Source organism: Corynebacterium felinum (assembly GCF_030408755.1).
In the GTDB taxonomy this organism is placed as follows: domain Bacteria; phylum Actinomycetota; class Actinomycetes; order Mycobacteriales; family Mycobacteriaceae; genus Corynebacterium; species Corynebacterium felinum.
Genome location: NZ_CP047209.1, coordinates 3135747 through 3154032, shown reverse-complemented (window position 1 = coordinate 3154032; position 18286 = coordinate 3135747). Strand labels below are relative to the sequence as shown.

Here is an 18286-nt window from a genome sequence, read left to right as displayed (position 1 = left end):
TTCATCGGGCTAGTTTCTTGAGATTGACCCCTGGGTCAGCAAGCTGTTGGGGATCGACGATGATTCCGCGATCAATAATCCGGCGAGCCACACGCACAGCCATGCCCGCATCAACTGCGGCGCACCCAACCATGCGTCCGTCCTCAGCCAAGCGGAAGGCCACTTCAGGCTCACCCTCAGCATTGGGGCGAATAACCGTAGTACCCGGCGCGCTCATATCGCCTGCGCCTTCGACGTGAACGTTGTAGCGGTCAGTCCAGAACCAGGAGCAACCGTGCTGGGGGAGATCGCTTCCGGTGATGGAGGCGGCGGCGGTTTGCGCGTCGAAGATGGCGGATTCCCAGTGTTCGTGGCGGCGTTCGAGGCTGCCGTTAGGGTTGCGGTGTCGGGCGCAGTCGCCGATTGCCCAGATGTTGGGTTGGGTGGTGCGCTGGCTGTGGTCGACGAGGATGCCGTTGTCGAAGTCCAGTCCGGCGCTGTGGGCGAGTTCGGATTCGGCGACGATTCCTACCGCGAGGAGGACATAGTCGGCTTTGACTGGGTCGTGGCCATCGATGGTGATGGTGTAGTGGTCACCGTTGCGGGTGATCGCGGTGGTCATTCCGCAGATGAAAGTCACGTCGTTGGCACCGTGGAGGTTGTGCAGCCGGTGGGCGAGGTCTTCGCCGACGGCAGGGATCAGTGAGACGGCTTGGGGGTCGATGAGTGTGACCTGTGCGCCGAGCTCTTTGGCGGAGGAGGCGACTTCCGCACCGATCAGGCCTGCACCGATGATGGTAAGCCGTGTCCCAGGGGTGAGGGCGTTTTTCAGGGTGTGGGCATCATTGAGGGTGCGCAAAACGATGAGGTTGGGGTCGTCGAATCCTGGTGTGGGTAGTTGCCGAGGGATTCCGCCGGTGGCGATGACGAGGTTGTCGTAGCTGAGTGTTTCGCCGTTGTCGAGTGCAACGGTGTTGCTGTCGACGTCGATACGGCGTGCGCGCTGCTCGATGATGTCGATGGAGTTGTTGCGGTAGAACTCTTCTGTGGCCAGCAGGAGCTGCTCGGGGGTTTTCGCACCGTTGAGGATTTCTTTGCTCAAGGGTGGTCGATCGTAGGGCAGACCTTCGGGGTCGATAATTCCGATGTTTCCGCTGTGGCCGAGTGCGCGGAGTTCTTTAGCGAGGGTAAAGCCGGCGATGCCGCCACCAATGATGAGTGTATTAGTCATCGTCAACCTCCGCGGGGGTTCCTGGGTAGAGCCAAATTTCGTCGTCGCGGACTTCTACCTTGTGAGTGATGGTGTCGTCGACTGCGGGCATGCAGAGTACTTTTCCTGACTTCAGGCAGAATTTGCCGGAATGCATGGGGCATTCAACTTCGGTGCCTTCGACCCATCCGTCAGCCAGCGAGGCGTCGCCGTGCGTGCACGTATCGTTCAGGGCGTAGATTTCGTCTTCATCGGTGCGGAAGATAGCAATGGGGTCGTCGTATCCAGTGACGTCGGATTCGACGACGATGCCTTCTTCCTGTTCGATGTCGTCGATGGTGCCCACTTTTACAGGCTCACCCATGGCAGTGTCCTTTCTCGCTTGCGGTGTGGCAGGAATCGATGGTGTCGGCTGACTCGCGCAGCTCGTGCCACGCAGGGGTTCCCATGAGTTCACGCCAGCGCCGATAGACAGCTCGACCGGCGGCGTCGGAGTAGAGGCCGGAGGTCATACCTGGGAAGCCGGGTTCTTCGCGGTAGTCCCCGAGTCCCATCTGGTAGTTCAGTGCGGTGTTGCCAACCATGAATGCGTGCGCGTTTGCTTGGCATTCCGACCAGTTTTCGCCGTCATCCTGCTCGAAGATGCCGGAAGGTCCGAAGGTGCGCAGGTTGTAGAGACGCTGGGCGTGGCGTACGTCTTCGGGCATGGACTTATCCAAAACTGTCCAGCTCCATACCTCCATCTTGTTGGGGCCCTTGGGGTGCCACACGCGGATGGAACCGTTGACTGGCAGGTAGGAGAAGTTCGGGAAAACGGTGGCATGCCCGTTGGTCAGTGGGCCCATCACCTGTTCGGGCGAGAGGCGCTCGCGCAGGAAGTCGTAGTCGTAGTATTCGTGTACTGGCTGGGCGTCGAAGCGGTTGCGTGGGTGCACAGGGAAGCCGGCGCCGTTGCCGTATTCGTCGGAATACTGGCGACCGGTGCGCATGGCGATTTCTTTCTTTGGTCCCTTGCCGGTGGGTGACATCACCATTAGTGCGGAGGCGTGGGACATGTTGACGTGGTACCAGTCGGTGGCGAACTGTTCTGCGGCGAGTTTCCAGTTACCATCGAGCACCCACTTGGTCACACCTCCGACCACGCAGGTGCCTTCGGGGTCGCGGTCCATGAATGCGTCGATGTACCAGCGCATGTCGCCGAGAGTTTCTTCGAGTGGTTCGGCGTGCTCATCCCAGTTCGCGAAGATAAGGCCCTTGTAGCTTTCGACGCGGGGTGCTGCAACCAAGCCCCAATCCTTGGGGTTGAAGCTATCGCCGTAGGCCTCTTGGGCAGGCACGTTGGCTAGGTTGCCGTCGAGGTCGAAAGACCATCCGTGGTAGGTGCAGGTGAAGTTCTTGGTTGAACCCATATCCGCGCGGCAGACACGGGCACCGCGGTGGCGACAGTTGTTGAGCAGCACGCGGATTTCGCGCTTCTTGTTCAGAACTGCGATGACTGGGTCTTCACCCATATAGGTTTGGAAGAAATCGCCAGGCTTTTTGAACTGGTCTTCGTGGGCGATGAAAAGCCAGCTGCGGGCGAAAATGCGGCGCATTTCTTGGCGGTACACTGCAGTGTCGGAGAAAATGCGACGATCGATCAGACCCCCGTCGGGGTCAACCATGCCACTGACATCTAAGTTAGCGTCGAGGCTGGGGGGCCGTTTCAGCCCACCCCTAGGCATGGGATTGTTTGGCGTAAACACGAAAACTCTCCTTGGGTGTGTGGGGGATACGACAAAAATGGATGCCACAAGAAGTGCAGGGTCTAAACGGAGGAAACACCCCTTGTGTATGCTGACTCACATTTTGTTGTTTTCTACTGTGCCGTCACTCCTTCAGATGGAACTAATAACGTTCCGCACAATGGAACGAAAGAGAAAATATGGGGGTGGGTTGGGGTTAATTTAATGCCAAAGACCCCTATCCAACTCCCCCACCCCCTCCCCTGGAAAGGTGTGGGAACGAAGAAAAATTTCGTCTCCCGCTCCACTCCTCAGCAGAATCTCACAGATAAGCACAACACAATTTTTGCTTCAGATCTGAGAATGGAGGTTAACAAACACCAACAGTGGTGACTTGAGGAGGCGGCACTACGTACTTTCTTGCGTCCCTCCGCGCACACCACATCCCCCCTTAGTGCATCGTTTAGCCCAGTGCACCCAACCCCCCCTCACTCCCCCTACCTTTCACCGCGCACGCTCCCGACGGATTCACTGCCTGAGTGAACACCCACAAGCAGCCTAGAGGTGAAACACAACGAGAAACGAAAGGAACTTAAGCCTGATGGTCATCGAGAAAGCCCCCGACCTTGCACCTGCCAAGACAACCGATAGCCGCAGCGCGGTGGATAAAGCCTTTAGCCTTCTGCGCTGTTTCGGTGAGCACGACGCCAACGGGATTGGGGTGAGTGAACTGGCACGGCGTGCAGGAATGTCCAAAACAACCTGCCATCGATTACTAGCAACCCTCGTTGCCAACGGGGCTGTCGAGCGCGCCGGGGATGTGTATCGCTTAGGGCCGTTGTGTTTTGAGCTGACCAACACTATCGGATCTTTGAAAAAGGAAGTGGTGGGTGAAGTACTCACCCCTTACTTAGCCGCGCTTTTCGAGCAGACTCGCCAAACGGTACATCTTGCTTTCCTTCAAGGAAATCAGGTGGTGTATGTGAATAAGTTGTTTTCTATCAAGCGCATTCCTGCCCCTTCGCGTATCGGGGGTAGCGCCCCCGCGTATTGCACAGGCGTAGGAAAGGCTATTCTTGCCTGGGACTATGAGCGTACCGAATCGGTGATTAAAGCGGGTTTAAGCCCGTGGACTGAGCACACAATTACTGATCCGGAACAATTTCGGGAGGAATTAGCTCAGGTGCGTATCGACGGCGTTGCCTACGATCGGGAAGAAATCACCGAGGGCTTGTCCTGCGTGGCAGCACCGATTTTCGGCCGCAACAACACTCCTATTGCCGCGATGAGCGTCAGTGGCCCGACACTGAGTTTCAACCCAGAACTGCATATCCCTGCGCTTCGTCGAACCTGCAAGGCCGCGGGCCGGGCGGCAGTGAATTTCCAACGCGCTCAGGAGCAACGTCGTAAAGCGAGCATGAAAACCCCCGCTTAACAGTGCACTTCCCCAGCGACCATACGCACTGTAGTCCCTCTTGCGGGGCCGAGCTTATGGGATACTCGAAGAGAGGCGTGCAAAGCTAGTTAAAGTACGAGCGGATATAGCTCAGAAAGGAAAGTGAAAGCCCCATGTCAGCATTCTTGATTAAGTATCATCGTCTAATGGGGACTGTTCAATGTGAGAAGTATGATTCACTTTCAGAAGCTACTCGGGAACGCCTACGCCTAGACAAATTTAATACAGATCCTGATTTGGAGATTGTAGCGGTCGCAAGTGCAAGTGAAGAGAATCTTCGCCGATCACATTCACGGTACTTCTCTGGCGTATAAGCATCATCAGTCATGCTTGGTGGCTTCCTCGGTGCGACGACAATCTGCGGACAGCCGAAAGAACGTTAGACGGATGAGTTGCTCAAATCCTATTTGATGATGGCATCCCCCTGTTCTAGTCATCTAAGGGCAAGGGAGCCCGCTAGCGGCATAGCTTGCTAGCGGGCTTTTAGTTCGCCTGACATGGGGCGCGTTCTTAGGAGGTGAGTTCCTGATAACGAAGGTGGTTTGGCTGTGTAGCTGATGCCCACAACGCACCTACCGGCAACTACTGCCCTATTCCTTCTTAGTGGCGTCGCAGCATACGTTGCAGTTGTGCGCAGACCTACATGATCACTTCCGAGAACATCGTGGTAGCAAACCATACGAAGGGCGGGTTTCATTAGCCCTCCTCCCTCATCCTTTTTCAGTGTCACCCTCAAAAAGGGAGGAAGGCAAACAAAACCCGCCCCTACCCGGTACGGTGTTAGCTGGCTAGAGCAACAGCAACATCAATAATCATGTCCTCTTGACCACCGACGTAACCGCGACGACCAATCTCCTGCAAAATATCTGCAACAGGAACACCATAGCGTGTGGCGGCACGCTCAGCATGCAGCAAAAATGAGTTGTACACACCCATTTGTCCTTGCACAATCGACCCTCGATCCATCATGGGCAGACGATCCACCATTGGCTTGAGCACATCCTCAGCAGCAGCAAGAATCTTCTCCACATTCACCCCGTGCTTAATGCCCAAACGCTCAAACGCGACCGCCAACACCTCGGTGGGGGAATTGCCTGCGCCTGCACCCAAACCAGCAAGCGAACCATCAATCTGGCGGGCGCCGGCACGAACCGCAAGCACAGAATTTGTCACACCAAAAGACAAGTTCTGGTGACCATGGAAGCCCACCTGGGCCTCCTCGCCGATCTCATCGACCAGTGCCGCCACGCGATCCGAAGCTTGCTCCATAATTAACGCACCAGCCGAATCCACCACGAACACACATTGGCAACCAGCATCAACCATGATTCGGGCTTGAGCCGCAAGCTCTTGTGGGCTGATCCGGTGCGACAACATGAGGAAACCACCTGTTTCCATCCCGAGTTCGCGGGCTGCCTGGAAATGCTTAATCGAAATATCAGCCTCGGTGCAGTGTGTGGCAATACGAACCATGCGTGCACCGCGTCGATGTGCTTCCTTCAAATCATCAATGGTGCCCAAACCAGGCAGCAATAGGCAGGCGATTTGTGCATTCTTCGCCTCATCAACTGCAACCTCAATCAGGTCGAGGTCATTGGTGTGGGAAAAGCCGTAGTTGAAAGACGAGCCCCCTAACCCATCCCCGTGAGTGACCTCAATCATTTCCACATTCGCATCGTCAAGTGCGCGCACAACGCGGCGGACTTGATCGGCGGTGTACTGGTGGCGGATTGCGTGTGAGCCATCCCGAAGCGTGGTGTCGTTGATTCGAATCGTAGTCATGATGAAAATCCTTCTAGTGTGCTCGGTCAGGAAGAAACAGGTTGGGTGGCCAGCAGGTCAACATACTTATCGGCGGTCGCTACAGCTGCGGCGGTGATGATGTCGAGATTTCCCGCATACTCCGGCAGGTAGTCCGCAGCGCCCTTGACCTCAATGAGAACAGTGACGCGACCCCAGCCGTTCCACTCGGGGCGTGCGCTATCGAACTGTGGGGCGGCGGTGAGGTGATAGCCGGGCACATACGACTGCACTGTTTCCACCATGTGCTCGATAGATTGGGTGATCTGGTCCTGCAGTGGGCCAGGTTCTGCTGCTTCGGCAGGCAGTGAGCAATACACGGTGTTGCGCATCAGCATTGGTGGTTCTACAGGGTTGAGAATCAAGATTGCTTTCGCGCGTTTCGCGCCACCTACCTGCTCTAGGGCGCGGGCGGTGGTGTGCATGAACTCATCAATATTGGCGCGGGTACCAGGGCCTGCGGAGCGCGACGCAATGGACGCAACGATTTCTGCGTAGTCCACATCAACAATTCGTGACACCGCTGCCACGATTGGGGTGGTCGCTTGCCCACCGCAGGTAATCATGTTCACATTGTCCACGGTTGACAATGCATCAAGGTTGACGGAAGGGCACAGGTAGGGGCCGACTGCTGCAGGGGTGAGGTCGATGGCTCGAATGCCTGCTGCGTGGTAGCGGGGCGCGTTTGCTTGGTGTGCATAAGCCGAGGTTGCTTCGAAGACGAAGTCGGGCAGTTCGTCTTGTTCCAAAAGCCAGTCAATGCCACCAGCTGAGGCGGTTACTCCCATTTTTTCGGCGCGGCGCAAACCGTCGGATTCAGGGTCGACACCAATCATGTAGACAGGTTCGATGTTGCGTGAGTTCTTCAGTAGCTTCATCAACAAGTCGGTGCCAATATTGCCCGGGCCGACAACAGCCGCGGTGAATTTAGAAGTCATGGTGTGTCCTTGAAATAGTGTGTTGCGTGCTTGTCACACTGCAGGCTTCTCCCGCCGCAGTGCGATAGCCACTGATGAAAGGTGGGTAGTTGGTGGGGTCTTAGACAAAGCTGACACTCAAAGAGCCAAGCTCGCCGTAGTCGACGCTCAGGCTTTGGCCTGCAATGACTGGTGCTGCGGCGCAGAAGCTGCCGGAGAGAATGATGTCGCCCTTCTGTAAACTCACGCCTTGCTCGCCGAGAATGGTTGCCAGCCACGCAATGGGGGCTAGTGGGTGACCCATCACTGCAGCTCCTGTGCCTTTGCCTACTTCTTGGTTGTTGAGGCTCATGGAGGCAGTAACTGAAGGAAGGTCGTTGGGGTTGATAGCCACGGGGTCGGTAGAGAGGATGATTGCGCCACAGGAGGCGTTGTCGGCGATGGTGTCGACCAAGGTGATGTCCCAGTCCCGTACGCGTGAGTCGATGATTTCGACGGCGAGGAAGGTGTGTTTTACCGCTGCGGCAACATCGTCGATGCTGGCACCTGGGTGCAGGTCGGCACCTAGTTGGAATCCGAGTTCGGGTTCCACTTTGGGGCTGATGAAGGTGTCAACAGGGATGCTGGCCCCGGCTGGGTACATCATGGTGTCGAGAAAGAACCCGAAGTCGGGGCTATCGACACCGAGCTGCTGCTGCATGGCCAGTGAGGTCAGTCCGATCTTGCGTCCTGTGACTTTATGCCCCTCGGCAATGAAGGCTTCTTCTTGGACGCGCTGGATTCGGTAAGCACCTGCCACATCCAACCCTGGGATGGTTTTTCGGGGTGGCTCAATGGGTGTGCGGGTGCCGTAGGCGGATTTGAGTTCGCCCGCTACGGTGGTGAAGGCGTCGGTAGTGCTCATGGTGTGGTGGGTACTTTCTGTTGGCGAGCAAGCATGAAGCTCGAAGAAGAACACGACTTGGTGGTGCAAGAACAAGGGCACAAAAACGTGTGGTTTATGTGTGCCCTTGTTCTTGTGGGGGTGAACGAAAAGGCGGTGTGCAAATAGTTGCGCGTGCCTTCGCTCGGTTTATTTCGGCCGTGCGGTCATGATGCCGAAGCCTGCAATGAATTCGCGGATGGGCTTGTAGTACTCGTAGTCGATGGTGTACTCCCCTACTGCCGCGTGTAGTGCAGAGAAGGCGGCTACCCACGAGCGTACTTCGTGGGAGGAGTGTCCTGCTTGTTCGTCCATTTCGTCAGCGGTGTAGCGATCGAAGCGGGTGGGGTCGGCTGCAGCACAGTCGTCCATGAACGTACGGTCCCATTCGGGGTTGAGGTCGAGGATGTCTGCTTCGCCTTTGGCGAAGGATTTGGCGGTTTCAATGACCCGTGTTTGGCGGGCATTGCGGGCTTCTGCGGTGGGGTGGCGTCCGGCGAGAAGCAGTGCGCGTTGTTCTTCGGTGGCGGTGGCCCACTGGGGTACTGGTGGGTCGTGGGAGAGGCCGCCGGAGGCGATCAGGAGGATTTTTTCATCCCTAGTTGCGAGGTATTTGCCGAGTGCTTGGCCCATTTTGCGCACGCGCTCCATGGGGACGAAGGGGCGGGCTACTCCGTTGACGTAGACGGGGATGGTGGGTTTGGCGGTGAGGGAATCGTAGAGCAGTTCGATGGGTTGAACTGCGCCGTGGTCGATTTCCATGCGCCGTGAGATGGCGATATCGATGCCCTCGTTGATGATGAATTGGGCCATTTCTTCGCTGATCTCGGTGGGGACTGAGAGTGGGCCTTCGGTGGATTCGTAGTCGCCTACGCTGAGTGCTTCGTAGCCCACGCAGTAGGGTGGCATGAGGTCGTAGAAGAAGCCGTTGTAGTGGTCGGGGGCGATGGTGACGATGAGGTCGGGGTCGAAGTCGTTGACGAAGGTGCGTACTTCATCGAATGCTGCGTTGAGGCTGGTGGTGACTTCGTCGCCGGGGTCGTTGATCCCGAGCAGTGGGCTATGTGACATAGCCAGAAGAGCAAACTGTGCCATGATCTTTCCTTAGCGTTTCCGAAATGTGCTGGGGGTGTTGTGTGAGATTCTGCTTGTCGACGTCGTTAACGTCCGAGCAGGAAGTCGAGCTGGATCTTGTTGAAGGTGTCGGTGTCTTCGTATTGTGGCCAGTGGCCGCAGTTTTCCATGACGGCGAGTTGCCCGTTCGGGATGAGTTCGGAGATGCGTCGACCTTCGTCTACTGGTCCGGATGGGTCTTTGGTGGTCCACAGGACGAGTGCGGGTGCTTGGATGGCCTTGAGGTCATCGTCGGAGAGCATGTTGCGCTTGCGGATTTCTAGGTTCTGCAGAGCCATGTTCATTTCGCAGGCTTGTGGCCAATCTGGTTGCTCAAAGATGCGTTGGCGGGTGCGGATGAGGTCTGGTGTGACCATTGCTGGGTCCGCCATTAACCATTCGAGGCGGGCTTGGACACGTTCCCAGGAGGGGTCTTTCGCTGCTTCCATGGAAAGGGTGTAGAGGCGTTCCATCACTTGAGGGTTGGCCATAGTGCCGCCCATGGTGTTGAGGACGATTTTTTCTACGCGCTCTGGGTGTAGTTGTGCCAGTCGTGCGGTGGTCCAGCCACCGAGGGATTCACCGGAGAAGTAGGCTTTTTCGTAGCCGAGGGCATCCATAACCGCCAGCACTTGATCCACGTAGTGTGGGATTTCGAGCGGGTGGTTGGGTTTGGTGGAGTATCCGTGGCCGATGAAGTCGATGGCGTAGACGTTGAAGTGTTCGGCGTGGGCTGCGAGGTTGCGGGCGTAGGCTTCGGCGTGGCCGGTGATGCCGTGCAGCATGAGCAGGAGGGGTTTGTCTTTGTCTCCTGCGTGCAGGTAGCGGGTGCGGTATCCGCCTGCGTCGATATAGCCTTGGCTGAATTCGACTTCCGCGAGGTCATCCCACACACTGGTGTACTTAGGGGTCGACATATTCCTCCTTATAAATTCCTTATTAGTTCGGCTGCGTGTGTATGTTGCGTGATGATCTTTCCCGCTCCCCAGTTCACCCTTGTGCATGTTTATTGCCGAATAAGTGAAAGGGGTGAAAGGTAAAAAAGGGGTAGATCTGTGAATACACCTTGATCGTAGGTTTGTGCTTTCTGAAGCACTAGTAACCGTTCCAACTAGCGGAACAACAGACTTAGGTGGTGATATGGGGGAGTGAATTTTGTGGAATCACGGGGGATACTTCCCTAGGTAGTAGACGTTCATTCATTATTACCCCCGAGCAGTTAGCCAATTGAGAATGTGCGTCTGAGTCATTATCATCGTGTGACCACGAGATACAAGAAAATGTAACTAAGTGTAACTAAATGCACTTTGTCACATTTACTCCCTAAAAAGTTGCGTTCGTCTAAGCGTGCACTAGAATGGGCACCGACATTAACCCTCCTTACCTAATGTCGAAACCCAAAAGAGAGACCCCAAGTCACTGGCAAATAACAAGGGGTCTCAGTGAGACTAGTTAGACAGCCAGTCGATGATCTCGAGAACGCAGTTCACGAGAAACTTGGCTGCTAACGCCTCGAAGGCCCGAGAAGTAATTCGCACAATTGCTTGTCGGGTCTTCCTCTTTTCCCTTGCGGGCTCAGAGTTGGACATCGTCGTCTCACCTCCTCCCTTTAAACTAAGGTTCGTTACTATCTACTGGTCAGGAAGTAGTCCCGCAACCCTGTCGGATGCGAGACTAGGCACCGCCAGGGAGGAAAGCTCATCACGAGCTCATTGAAATATTACAACGTCGCACGTATTTTCTCGTGTTGGCTGGTAGAAGGCAATTGTGAATGCACGTTCATACAAAGCTCTATCTGTTGTTTTCTTCGTAGTGCAACAACATCGCCGTCGCCTCCCGAATCGCCCCGTTGATGAAGGTGGCGGAGGTGGGTGCTGTTCCGGCTGGGGTGCGGGTGGAGATGCTGGTGGCGAGGTTGGTGATGTGGATTCCTAGCTGGAGGGCGTTGAGGATGGGGAGGTTGCGGGCTTTGTGGTGTGCGATCCATGCGCCGAGTACTCCGGCGAGTACGTCGCCGCTGCCTGGTGTGGCGCCCCAGGAGTGTCCGGGGTCGATGGTGATGAAAGGTTGGGTGGGGTCGGGTTGGGCGATGAGTGTTTTGCGGCCTTTGAGGATGATGGTGGCTCCTGATTTTTCGGCGAGTGTGCGGATGGCGGTAAGTCCGGCGTCGTCAAGCGCTGGTGTGCCGTAGGCGTGGCTGAGGGCTGCGAATTCGCCTGTGTGTGGGGTGAAGATGGTGGGGTGGTTGCGTTGTACGATGCTGTCGCGCAGTGTGGGGTTGGTGCTGATTGCGCGGAGTGCTTCGGCGTCGCAGAGTAGGGGTTGGTCGCGTTCGATGAGGGTGGCAAGTTGTGATGTGGTGCAGCCGCCGGGGCCGGCGACCCAGGCGTGGGTGGGTGTTGTGGTGTCGGGGATTTCAGGGTGTGCGACTGCTTCGGGTGTGCGGGCAAGGACGTGGTGGGTGCAGTCGCCGATGTAGCGGACCATGGCGGGGGTGGCGCGGATGGCGGCTTCGACGCTGAGCATGGCCGCGCCGGGGTAGTGGGTGCTGCCGGCGACGATGCCGACGACGCCGCTGCTGTATTTGTGGTCGGTGGGGGTGGGGATGATTCCGGTGATGCCGAGTTGGTGGGGGTTGAAGTCGGTGTCGGTGGTGGTGTAGTGGGTGCCGACTGTGGGGTAGGTGGCCAGTTGGGTGCTTAGGTGTTGGTTGTGGGTGCTGATGTCGGCGATGTGGAGTTGTCCGCTGTGGGTATTGATGAGGTGGGCGGGGCGTGCGGCGCCGAAGGTGATGGTGTGGTGGGCGTGGATGTGGTGGGTGTTGGTGATGCCGGTGTGGGGGTCGATGCCGCTGGGGATGTCGATGCTGAGGATGGTGGCGTGGGTGCGGGCGGTGTGGGTGTAGGTGGCGATGGTGGGGTTGATGTTTCCTGTGCCGCCGATGCCGAGGATGCCGTCGATGATTAGTGTGTAGTGTTCGGTGTGGGGAAGTTCGGTGATGATTTCGCCCCCGGCGTTGGTGAAGGCGGTGAGTGCGGGTGGGTGGGCGTTGGGTTTGGTGGGTGTTGGGGGTGTGCTGAGGTAGGCGTGGATGTGGGTGTAGCCGTGGTTGAGCAGGATGGTGCCGGCGTAGAGTGCGTCGCCGCCGTTGCCGCCTGCCCCGACTAGGAGCAGGATGGGGGTGTGAGTTTGTGGGTTGAGTGTTGTGGCGAGGGTGGCGACGGCCTGGGCGGCTTTGCGCATGAGTCCGTCGGTGTGGTGTTGTTCGGCGAGTGCGATGAGTGGCGCTTCGGCGGCGCGGATGTCGGCTATGGAATACGCGGTGTACATGCCCCCACTTTAAGCTAGTTTGGGCAGCTAGGGCACCAGAAGAGGGTGCGTGATTCGTAGGTGGTCATGCTGATGGGGCTGGTGCAGATGTGGCAGGGTTGGCCGTGGCGTCGGTAGACGTAGACTTCGCCGCCGTGGTCGTCTTTGCGGGGTTTTCGTCCCATGGCTTCGGGGGTGTGTTCGGGGCGGACGGTGTCGATGCGGCCGTGTTCGACGCCGTAGCGCATGAGCTGTTGCAGGTCGGCCCAGATGTGGTCGAAGGTGTCGGGGCTAAGGGCGTTGCCGGGTGTTGTGGGGGCGATGTTGAGGCGGAAGAGGGTTTCGGCGCGGTAGATGTTGCCGACTCCGGGGAAGTATTTTTGGTCCATGAGCAGGCTGGCGATGCTGCGCTGTGAGCTGAGGATTTTGTGTTTGATGGTGGTGGGGTCGGCGTCGTCGCGGAGGGGGTCGGCACCGAGCTTGTCGACGGCGTGGCGCAGGTCGTCCGCGCTGATCAGGCGGCACCATTGGGGGCCGCGGAGGTTGGCGGCGGTGTGGTTGTCTGTGATGCGTAGTCGGATTTGTCCCCAGATGTCTTCGGGGGGTTCGAAGCGGAAGGTGCCGATGAGTCCGAGGTGGATTGAGATGTATTTTTCGGCGATGGGACAGTCGAATTCGATGAACAGTTGTTTGCCAAAGGCTTCGGCGGATATGAGTGTGGTGTTGTTCAGAATGGAGGCTTCGTGGGCGAAGCGGCCTTGGGGTGAGGTGACTTCAACGGTCTTTCCGGCGAAAGTGCTGGTGAGATCGTGTGCGAGTTTGTGGATGACGTGACCTTCGGGCATGGGGTTGTAGTGTAGTCAAGGCGTCGAAAGTTGTGTAGTTGTTGAGGGTTCTGTGGTGTTTATGGATGGGTGAAGGTGTGATCTGGCTGTCATTTTGAGGCAGTGGGCTGTGCTTCTTCCTGAGTGAAACTGTGTATCGGGCAGGTGATTTATTAAGAGTGCTGTAGAGAAAGTTAGGGAAAGTAGGGGGTTAATTTAGAAGAGAATTTTAGATAAATTTCTAGTTAGTGTTCATGTCATCCATTTGGTTTCGTTCTGTCATATGGTCTTTGACACTTCTGTGCAGACACGGCCGAAAGGTGAGCGTGGAGGGCGTATCGCTCGGCTTTGTTGTCCCTGAATTCAGTGCAAGGGGTATTACGAGGGGTTCAGCGGGGGTGTGGATTGAGGGGTATCGAAACTACTTTTTGTCGCATGTGCAGTGCGTTAATCCCGAAGGATTAATGTCAAGAGGGGGTTGTAAAATTTAACTAATTATGAAAAAAGTTTCATAATTGAGTCCTGGTACTTAGGTAGTGATAATGGGGGCAAGGGGCATAATTGTGCATCCATTGGGGCGGTGGGAATAGATGTGGACGCTCAGGTGTTAACGTTTTTGCAATTCTTAACAAAGGTGTGTTCACGACATTTCCTGCTTGCATGAGCCTGAGAAATCCACGTTTTAATCTATGTGAAAATATGGTCTTTCATTAGTTCGAACTAGTTGCAAACGTCCAGCTCATTACGGTAATTTGAGGAAGTGTTGGATGATACATGCAAGTAGTAATTGCACTATACCTGCATTAGTGGGGTCTTGTTTTTCTTTCATTCAATTCGGAAATTGAAAGCATAAAGGAGCACCTTTTGTCCCTAAAACACAGGTCTGGAGATTCCCCCAATAGTCTTGGTAGCCGACAGTCACTCATTGACCATTGCCGGGCATTCCTGCGCAGCCACAATGCCGTGATTGTAGGCTATGGTGTGCTCATTATTCTTTCCTTCGTGGCCATGGTGATGGTGTGGCAGTGGTTTGCACAATCGCAAGCGTCAGCAGGTGTGCCCGAAGTGAGTGCGTCTATCGGAATTTTGGGTTTCTGTCTTCTCGTGGTTGCCGCAATCGGTGTGTTCTCTCAAGGCAAGCCTTGGCAAATCCTCGTCCACATGTCTCCAACAGCGCTGCTGATGACAGTCTTCCCCCTGATCATGTGGCGTCTTGCAGACAGCATCATCGTGGTGCTCATGGTTGCTATCACTGTCCCCTGGGCTACCAGCGCCGCAGTGATGCCCACCTACGAGCCGCTGGCAAGGACCAGCCGCAAAGATCCCGCCACATTCTTCCGCGCCTTTGCCAGCGTGTGGCCGACAATGATGCTTCTTTCCCTTCTGCCATTGAGCTTCTTTGCGCTGATCATGGCCAATATTACCGGCTGGGGTCTCGACCGCATCGCAATTTATGTCATTGGTCTGCTCAGCAACCTCATCTTTGCGCAATCACTCATTGCCGCCCAGGAAACCAAACACCATTTCTTTGTATTCCTCGGCTGGCTTTTGTATGCCACTTCCCTACTGTTGGCACCCCACTTGTGGTTTGTGATCCCGCTAATGGGTGTGATTCCGCAAATTTTCCTCATGGGTGAAAACCTCACGGGGCTTTTCCGTCCGATGCGTATCGACTGGATGACAGCACTGATGCACACCGGCTTTGGATTCTTGACGGGCAGCGTGTTGTGGGCGGACAAATTCTTCCTCATTTCGCTCAACCCCCACAGCGTCGATGTGCTCATGGTCTACGTCGCACTGGTGCCCGTAGTGGTGGCATTATCAATGTATTACAGCACCCAATTCCCAGTGGTCGAAAACAGTTTCCGCGCGCTGATGACTGGGGTGAATGATTCCCCACTGAACAAGTTGGATGAAGATATTGTCACAGCCACAAAAAAATTGGGGGCCTCGGCAGTATCCACCATCAGTATTGCGGCGATGTCTGGAGCCGGAATCCTGCTGCTGAGCGGCCTGCTGGGATTGCGCCATAACGCGGAAAGCTTAGTGCTCTTTTTGCTGCCGCCCTTGTTGTTGTCGCTGTATTTGTCCACATCGCAGTTGTCGCAGATGCAGCGCAATTTCCCGGCGGCGATGTGTGGGGGCGCCTATGCCTGTGCCGTAGCTATAGGTTTCGTTCTTTTTAGTCCCCTAGTCGGGCTGTATATCGCTTGTGGTGCTGCAGCGTTGTTGTCTGTTGTGGCGGTGGTATGCGTGATCCGGGGTGTGGCCCGCACCCCTTATGAACTTTTCTGGAACAAGGCGGTTTCCTGGTGAATCATCCCCGTATTCGCTTCCCCGATAGCAATTTTGAACTAGAAAAAGTCGATGTGGCTTTAGTCATGGAATCGACCTACCCCTACCTCAAAGGCGGTGTGTCGGCGGTAGTCCATGACATTATTACCCACAACCCTGACTTACGTTTCGGGATTATTCACATCGCCTGGGACTCCAAAGCCCCGACAAAAGATCTCTATGGTGTGCCGGAGAATGTGGCGTGGATTGATGTGTTGTACCTCTCCATTGAGGAAACGAAAGAAGCCTTCACCCAAGCATGTATGGGTGAGGCGACACCGCGCCAAGTCCGCCAACTCGTCCATGCGATTAAGCAAACGATTGCGGGCAATTTTGAACCGATGCGCGCGTTGTATCACGAGGCAATGAACCCACAGACCCGCACGTGGAATGTGTGGGCAACACTGACCCATAAAGATTTAATGGCGGCGGCGATTGAAGCAACCGGGGATGCCGGCGATATTACGCTCGGTGAGCTGTTTTGGCTGGTGCGTGACTTCTTCTCGCTCGGCTATTCCTTGCTGCACCGCTTCAATCCTCCCGCGAAGGTGTATCACGCGCACACCACAGGCTATGCCTCGCTGGTGGCGGCCACGGCAGCGATCCAAAATGGAGGCGCGTTTTTCTTAACCGAGCACAATTTGTATGTGCGCGACACTGTCAATGCGCTGCTCAACCGTGAGATGAGTCTGCCAGTGACCATGCAGTCGCCGCAGGAGCTGGCACAAACCACCTTTGAAAAGTTCTGGACGTGGTGGTGGGTAGAGATGGGCGCGATTTTATATACGGAAGCAGAACACATCACCTACCTGTACCCCCAAGCTATTGATGAGGCGCAGGATTTGGCCGGTGATCGGGCAAAGTCTGAAACGCTGCCGAACGGGATCGTGTGGGAGGATTTCGACTACGCCCGTAACCGACGTCGTGAAGCAAACGAAGGGATCGCCGAGAAAAAGACCTGGCGTTTCGCCTGCATCGCCCGCGTGGTACCTATTAAGGGCATTATTGAGCTGATCGATTCGGTCAACTATCTCAAAGAATGCGGCATCGACAACATCAAAGTTGATGTGCTAGGCCCCACCGAGCACGTACCCCAGTACTATCAGCGCTGCGTAGAATACATTGAACAGCTGGGGTTGGAAGACCGCATTGTGCTGCGCGGCACGGTGAATGTGCGCGACGTGTTGCACGATTATGATGCGCTGGTGCTGTCCAGCTTCAATGAGGGGCAGCCGATTGTGGTGCTGGAGTCGATGGTGATCGGGTTGCCGGTGATCGGCACCGATGTGGGAGGCATGGATCAGCTGGTCACCGACGTCCTCATTGATGAGGAAGGCAACGAGATCCACCCCTGCGGTGATTTGGTGAAACCTGGCGATTCGAAGGGCTTGGCGGAGCTGATGATCATGCTCACGAAGAGCCCGGAAACATATATAAAGTGGCATGAGAATTCCCTTGCCCGCATCCGCACTATTTTCTTGATGCCGCAGGTGATGGCGCGTTATAACGCTATTTATCGACGCCTCGGCGCAGGCGAGTATGGTCGCCGTTTCTTAAGTGCCCGCACCGCTGATTTGGCGCGGGGAGCTGACGATATTCATGATTATCCGGCGCGTGCCTGGGATAGGTACCCCGGCCAACATAAATTCCGCAAAAGTTTAGGCGGTGGCGGCTATCAGCGTGTCTAAATCCTCACGCACCCACGCCACGCAGCGCCCACGTCCACGCTTGGCGTGGGTACGCTACGGGTATCCGATTTCGCCACGCCAATTGCGTGCCGCGGCGGGAAAGTTTCGCGTTGCTATCCTCCAGCCGTGGGAGGTTGCCGCCGCGCAACAACTCAAGGAAGCGAACCCGCACACTGTGGTGTTGGCGTATAAGTGTTTGTCTTCTGTGCGCACATATGAGCCAGGTCCTGTGTATTCTTCGGGGATTTCCCCACAGGATGCGACAGCGCTTAACACCTGCGCTACCGACGAGCAGTGGGCTGGTTATGCGGAGCACGTGCAGCAGAAAGTGTGGGAGAAAAAGTATCAGGATGCGTGGGTGCGCGCAGTTGTTGGGGAAATCGCTGCGGGGCCTTTCGACGGCGTGATGGCCGACAATGATGTGTTCGGCGACTACTACGGGCACGGTCTTGATATGGGTATGGTGCGCTCTGGGCTAGATACGCTAGTACACACTGCGGGGGCGAAGCTGAATGAACAGGGCAAACTTCTTGTTCCGAATATTGCTGAGTCGCGGTGTGAACCTGAACGCTGGTTGCGCCATAGCCGTTTCGGCGGGGGTTTTGAGGAATGCTGGTTGGGTTGGGGTAACGCCGGTGATGGGTGGCTGGATGTTGAGTGTTGCCTTGATCAGATGGAGCAGATGGACTGCGATGGGTTGATCATTGCCCGTGTTCCGGCGAAGCCGTGGTCCAGGCGACGCTATGTGGAGTTTGCACTTGCTGCTGCCTGGGTGTTTTTCCCTACGCGCGATATTGCGGTGACGGCAACGGCCCACGATGATTACAGTTGCCTTCCTCTGTATGCGGATCTTGATTTGGGTCTTCCTGTCGGCGGGATAAAGCGCGAGGGGAATGTTTTTTATCGCGACTTTACCCACGGGCAGGCTGCTGTCAATCTTGGTGCTACCCGCCAGAAGGGTTTGATGCGTCGTTCCGGCCAGCTGAGGATCACTCGCCGGTAGCAGTTGA

Annotated in this window: 14 protein-coding genes; 4 read left to right on the top strand and 10 right to left on the bottom strand. The window is 56.0% G+C overall.

Going from position 1 to position 18286, the window contains the following annotated elements:
* Window position 1: 1 nt before the first annotated feature.
* Genes CFELI_RS13230 through CFELI_RS13220 form a run of 3 tightly spaced genes read right to left on the bottom strand, consistent with a single transcriptional unit; the run spans window position 2 to window position 2913 of the window.
* Window positions 2-1210, bottom strand: coding sequence for an NAD(P)/FAD-dependent oxidoreductase (locus CFELI_RS13230; protein WP_277104413.1), 1209 nt, complete (start codon window positions 1208-1210; stop codon window positions 2-4).
* Entirely contained in the window at window positions 1203-1553 is a 351-nt protein-coding gene (locus CFELI_RS13225) for a non-heme iron oxygenase ferredoxin subunit (protein WP_277104414.1), read from the bottom strand. Before CFELI_RS13225 ends, CFELI_RS13230 begins: the two co-directional genes overlap by 8 nt.
* On the bottom strand, window positions 1546-2913 hold the full coding sequence (locus tag CFELI_RS13220; protein ID WP_277104438.1) for an aromatic ring-hydroxylating dioxygenase subunit alpha: 1368 nt from the start codon (window positions 2911-2913) through the stop codon (window positions 1546-1548). Before CFELI_RS13220 ends, CFELI_RS13225 begins: the two co-directional genes overlap by 8 nt.
* A gap of 601 nt (window positions 2914-3514) precedes the next feature.
* On the opposite strand from CFELI_RS13220, the gene CFELI_RS13215 reads away from it, so the two are divergent.
* Complete coding sequence (locus tag CFELI_RS13215) at window positions 3515-4348, top strand: IclR family transcriptional regulator (RefSeq protein ID WP_277104415.1); 834 nt, start codon at window positions 3515-3517, stop codon at window positions 4346-4348.
* 801 nt (window positions 4349-5149) lie between these two features.
* Here CFELI_RS13215 and dmpG read toward each other — a convergent pair.
* The 7 genes from dmpG to CFELI_RS13180 all read right to left on the bottom strand — a co-directional run bounded on the left by dmpG (window position 5150) and on the right by CFELI_RS13180 (window position 13275).
* Entirely contained in the window at window positions 5150-6160 is a 1011-nt protein-coding gene (dmpG, locus tag CFELI_RS13210) for a 4-hydroxy-2-oxovalerate aldolase (RefSeq protein WP_425551777.1), read from the bottom strand.
* A 17-nt stretch (window positions 6161-6177) separates the two neighbouring features.
* Complete coding sequence (locus tag CFELI_RS13205) at window positions 6178-7107, bottom strand: acetaldehyde dehydrogenase (acetylating) (protein ID WP_277104417.1); 930 nt, start codon at window positions 7105-7107, stop codon at window positions 6178-6180.
* 100 nt (window positions 7108-7207) lie between these two features.
* Window positions 7208-7990, bottom strand: coding sequence for a 2-keto-4-pentenoate hydratase (locus CFELI_RS13200; RefSeq protein WP_277104418.1), 783 nt, complete (start codon window positions 7988-7990; stop codon window positions 7208-7210).
* A gap of 168 nt (window positions 7991-8158) precedes the next feature.
* A complete protein-coding gene (locus tag CFELI_RS13195) occupies window positions 8159-9103 on the bottom strand; it encodes a 3-carboxyethylcatechol 2,3-dioxygenase (protein ID WP_277104419.1) in 945 nt (314 codons plus the stop codon).
* A 65-nt stretch (window positions 9104-9168) separates the two neighbouring features.
* Window positions 9169-10038, bottom strand: a complete 870-nt coding sequence (locus CFELI_RS13190; RefSeq protein WP_277104420.1) for an alpha/beta fold hydrolase — start codon at window positions 10036-10038, stop codon at window positions 9169-9171.
* Between the two features lie 874 nt (window positions 10039-10912).
* Window positions 10913-12451 (bottom strand): bifunctional ADP-dependent NAD(P)H-hydrate dehydratase/NAD(P)H-hydrate epimerase, encoded by a 1539-nt coding sequence (locus tag CFELI_RS13185; protein WP_277104421.1) that lies wholly within the window; start codon window positions 12449-12451, stop codon window positions 10913-10915.
* Between the two features lie 14 nt (window positions 12452-12465).
* A complete protein-coding gene (locus CFELI_RS13180) occupies window positions 12466-13275 on the bottom strand; it encodes an Fpg/Nei family DNA glycosylase (RefSeq protein WP_277104422.1) in 810 nt (269 codons plus the stop codon).
* 843 nt (window positions 13276-14118) lie between these two features.
* Here CFELI_RS13180 and CFELI_RS13175 point away from each other — a divergent pair.
* Genes CFELI_RS13175 through CFELI_RS13165 form a run of 3 tightly spaced genes read left to right on the top strand, consistent with a single transcriptional unit; the run spans window position 14119 to window position 18279 of the window.
* Complete coding sequence (locus tag CFELI_RS13175) at window positions 14119-15570, top strand: hypothetical protein (protein ID WP_277104423.1); 1452 nt, start codon at window positions 14119-14121, stop codon at window positions 15568-15570.
* Window positions 15567-17276 (top strand): GT4 family glycosyltransferase PelF, encoded by a 1710-nt coding sequence (gene pelF / locus CFELI_RS13170; RefSeq protein ID WP_277104424.1) that lies wholly within the window; start codon window positions 15567-15569, stop codon window positions 17274-17276. The genes CFELI_RS13175 and pelF overlap by 4 nt, the downstream gene beginning before the upstream one ends.
* Window positions 17254-18279 (top strand): putative glycoside hydrolase, encoded by a 1026-nt coding sequence (locus tag CFELI_RS13165; RefSeq protein WP_277104425.1) that lies wholly within the window; start codon window positions 17254-17256, stop codon window positions 18277-18279. Before pelF ends, CFELI_RS13165 begins: the two co-directional genes overlap by 23 nt.
* The last annotated feature ends 7 nt before the right edge of the window (window positions 18280-18286 follow it).

What these genes read in the sequence shown, in the direction of transcription:
- CFELI_RS13190 (WP_277104420.1), bottom strand. Translation starts at nt 10,038, where the DNA reads ATGTCGACCCCTAAGTACACCAGTGTGTGGGATGACCTCGCGGAAGTC.
- CFELI_RS13180 (WP_277104422.1), bottom strand. Translation starts at nt 13,275, where the DNA reads ATGCCCGAAGGTCACGTCATCCACAAACTCGCACACGATCTCACCAGC.
- CFELI_RS13230 (WP_277104413.1), bottom strand. Translation starts at nt 1,210, where the DNA reads ATGACTAATACACTCATCATTGGTGGCGGCATCGCCGGCTTTACCCTC.
- CFELI_RS13185 (WP_277104421.1), bottom strand. Translation starts at nt 12,451, where the DNA reads ATGTACACCGCGTATTCCATAGCCGACATCCGCGCCGCCGAAGCGCCA.
- CFELI_RS13225 (WP_277104414.1), bottom strand. Translation starts at nt 1,553, where the DNA reads ATGGGTGAGCCTGTAAAAGTGGGCACCATCGACGACATCGAACAGGAA.
- CFELI_RS13215 (WP_277104415.1), top strand. Translation starts at nt 3,515, where the DNA reads ATGGTCATCGAGAAAGCCCCCGACCTTGCACCTGCCAAGACAACCGAT.
- CFELI_RS13205 (WP_277104417.1), bottom strand. Translation starts at nt 7,107, where the DNA reads ATGACTTCTAAATTCACCGCGGCTGTTGTCGGCCCGGGCAATATTGGC.
- CFELI_RS13200 (WP_277104418.1), bottom strand. Translation starts at nt 7,990, where the DNA reads ATGAGCACTACCGACGCCTTCACCACCGTAGCGGGCGAACTCAAATCC.
- CFELI_RS13195 (WP_277104419.1), bottom strand. Translation starts at nt 9,103, where the DNA reads ATGGCACAGTTTGCTCTTCTGGCTATGTCACATAGCCCACTGCTCGGG.
- CFELI_RS13220 (WP_277104438.1), bottom strand. Translation starts at nt 2,913, where the DNA reads ATGCCTAGGGGTGGGCTGAAACGGCCCCCCAGCCTCGACGCTAACTTA.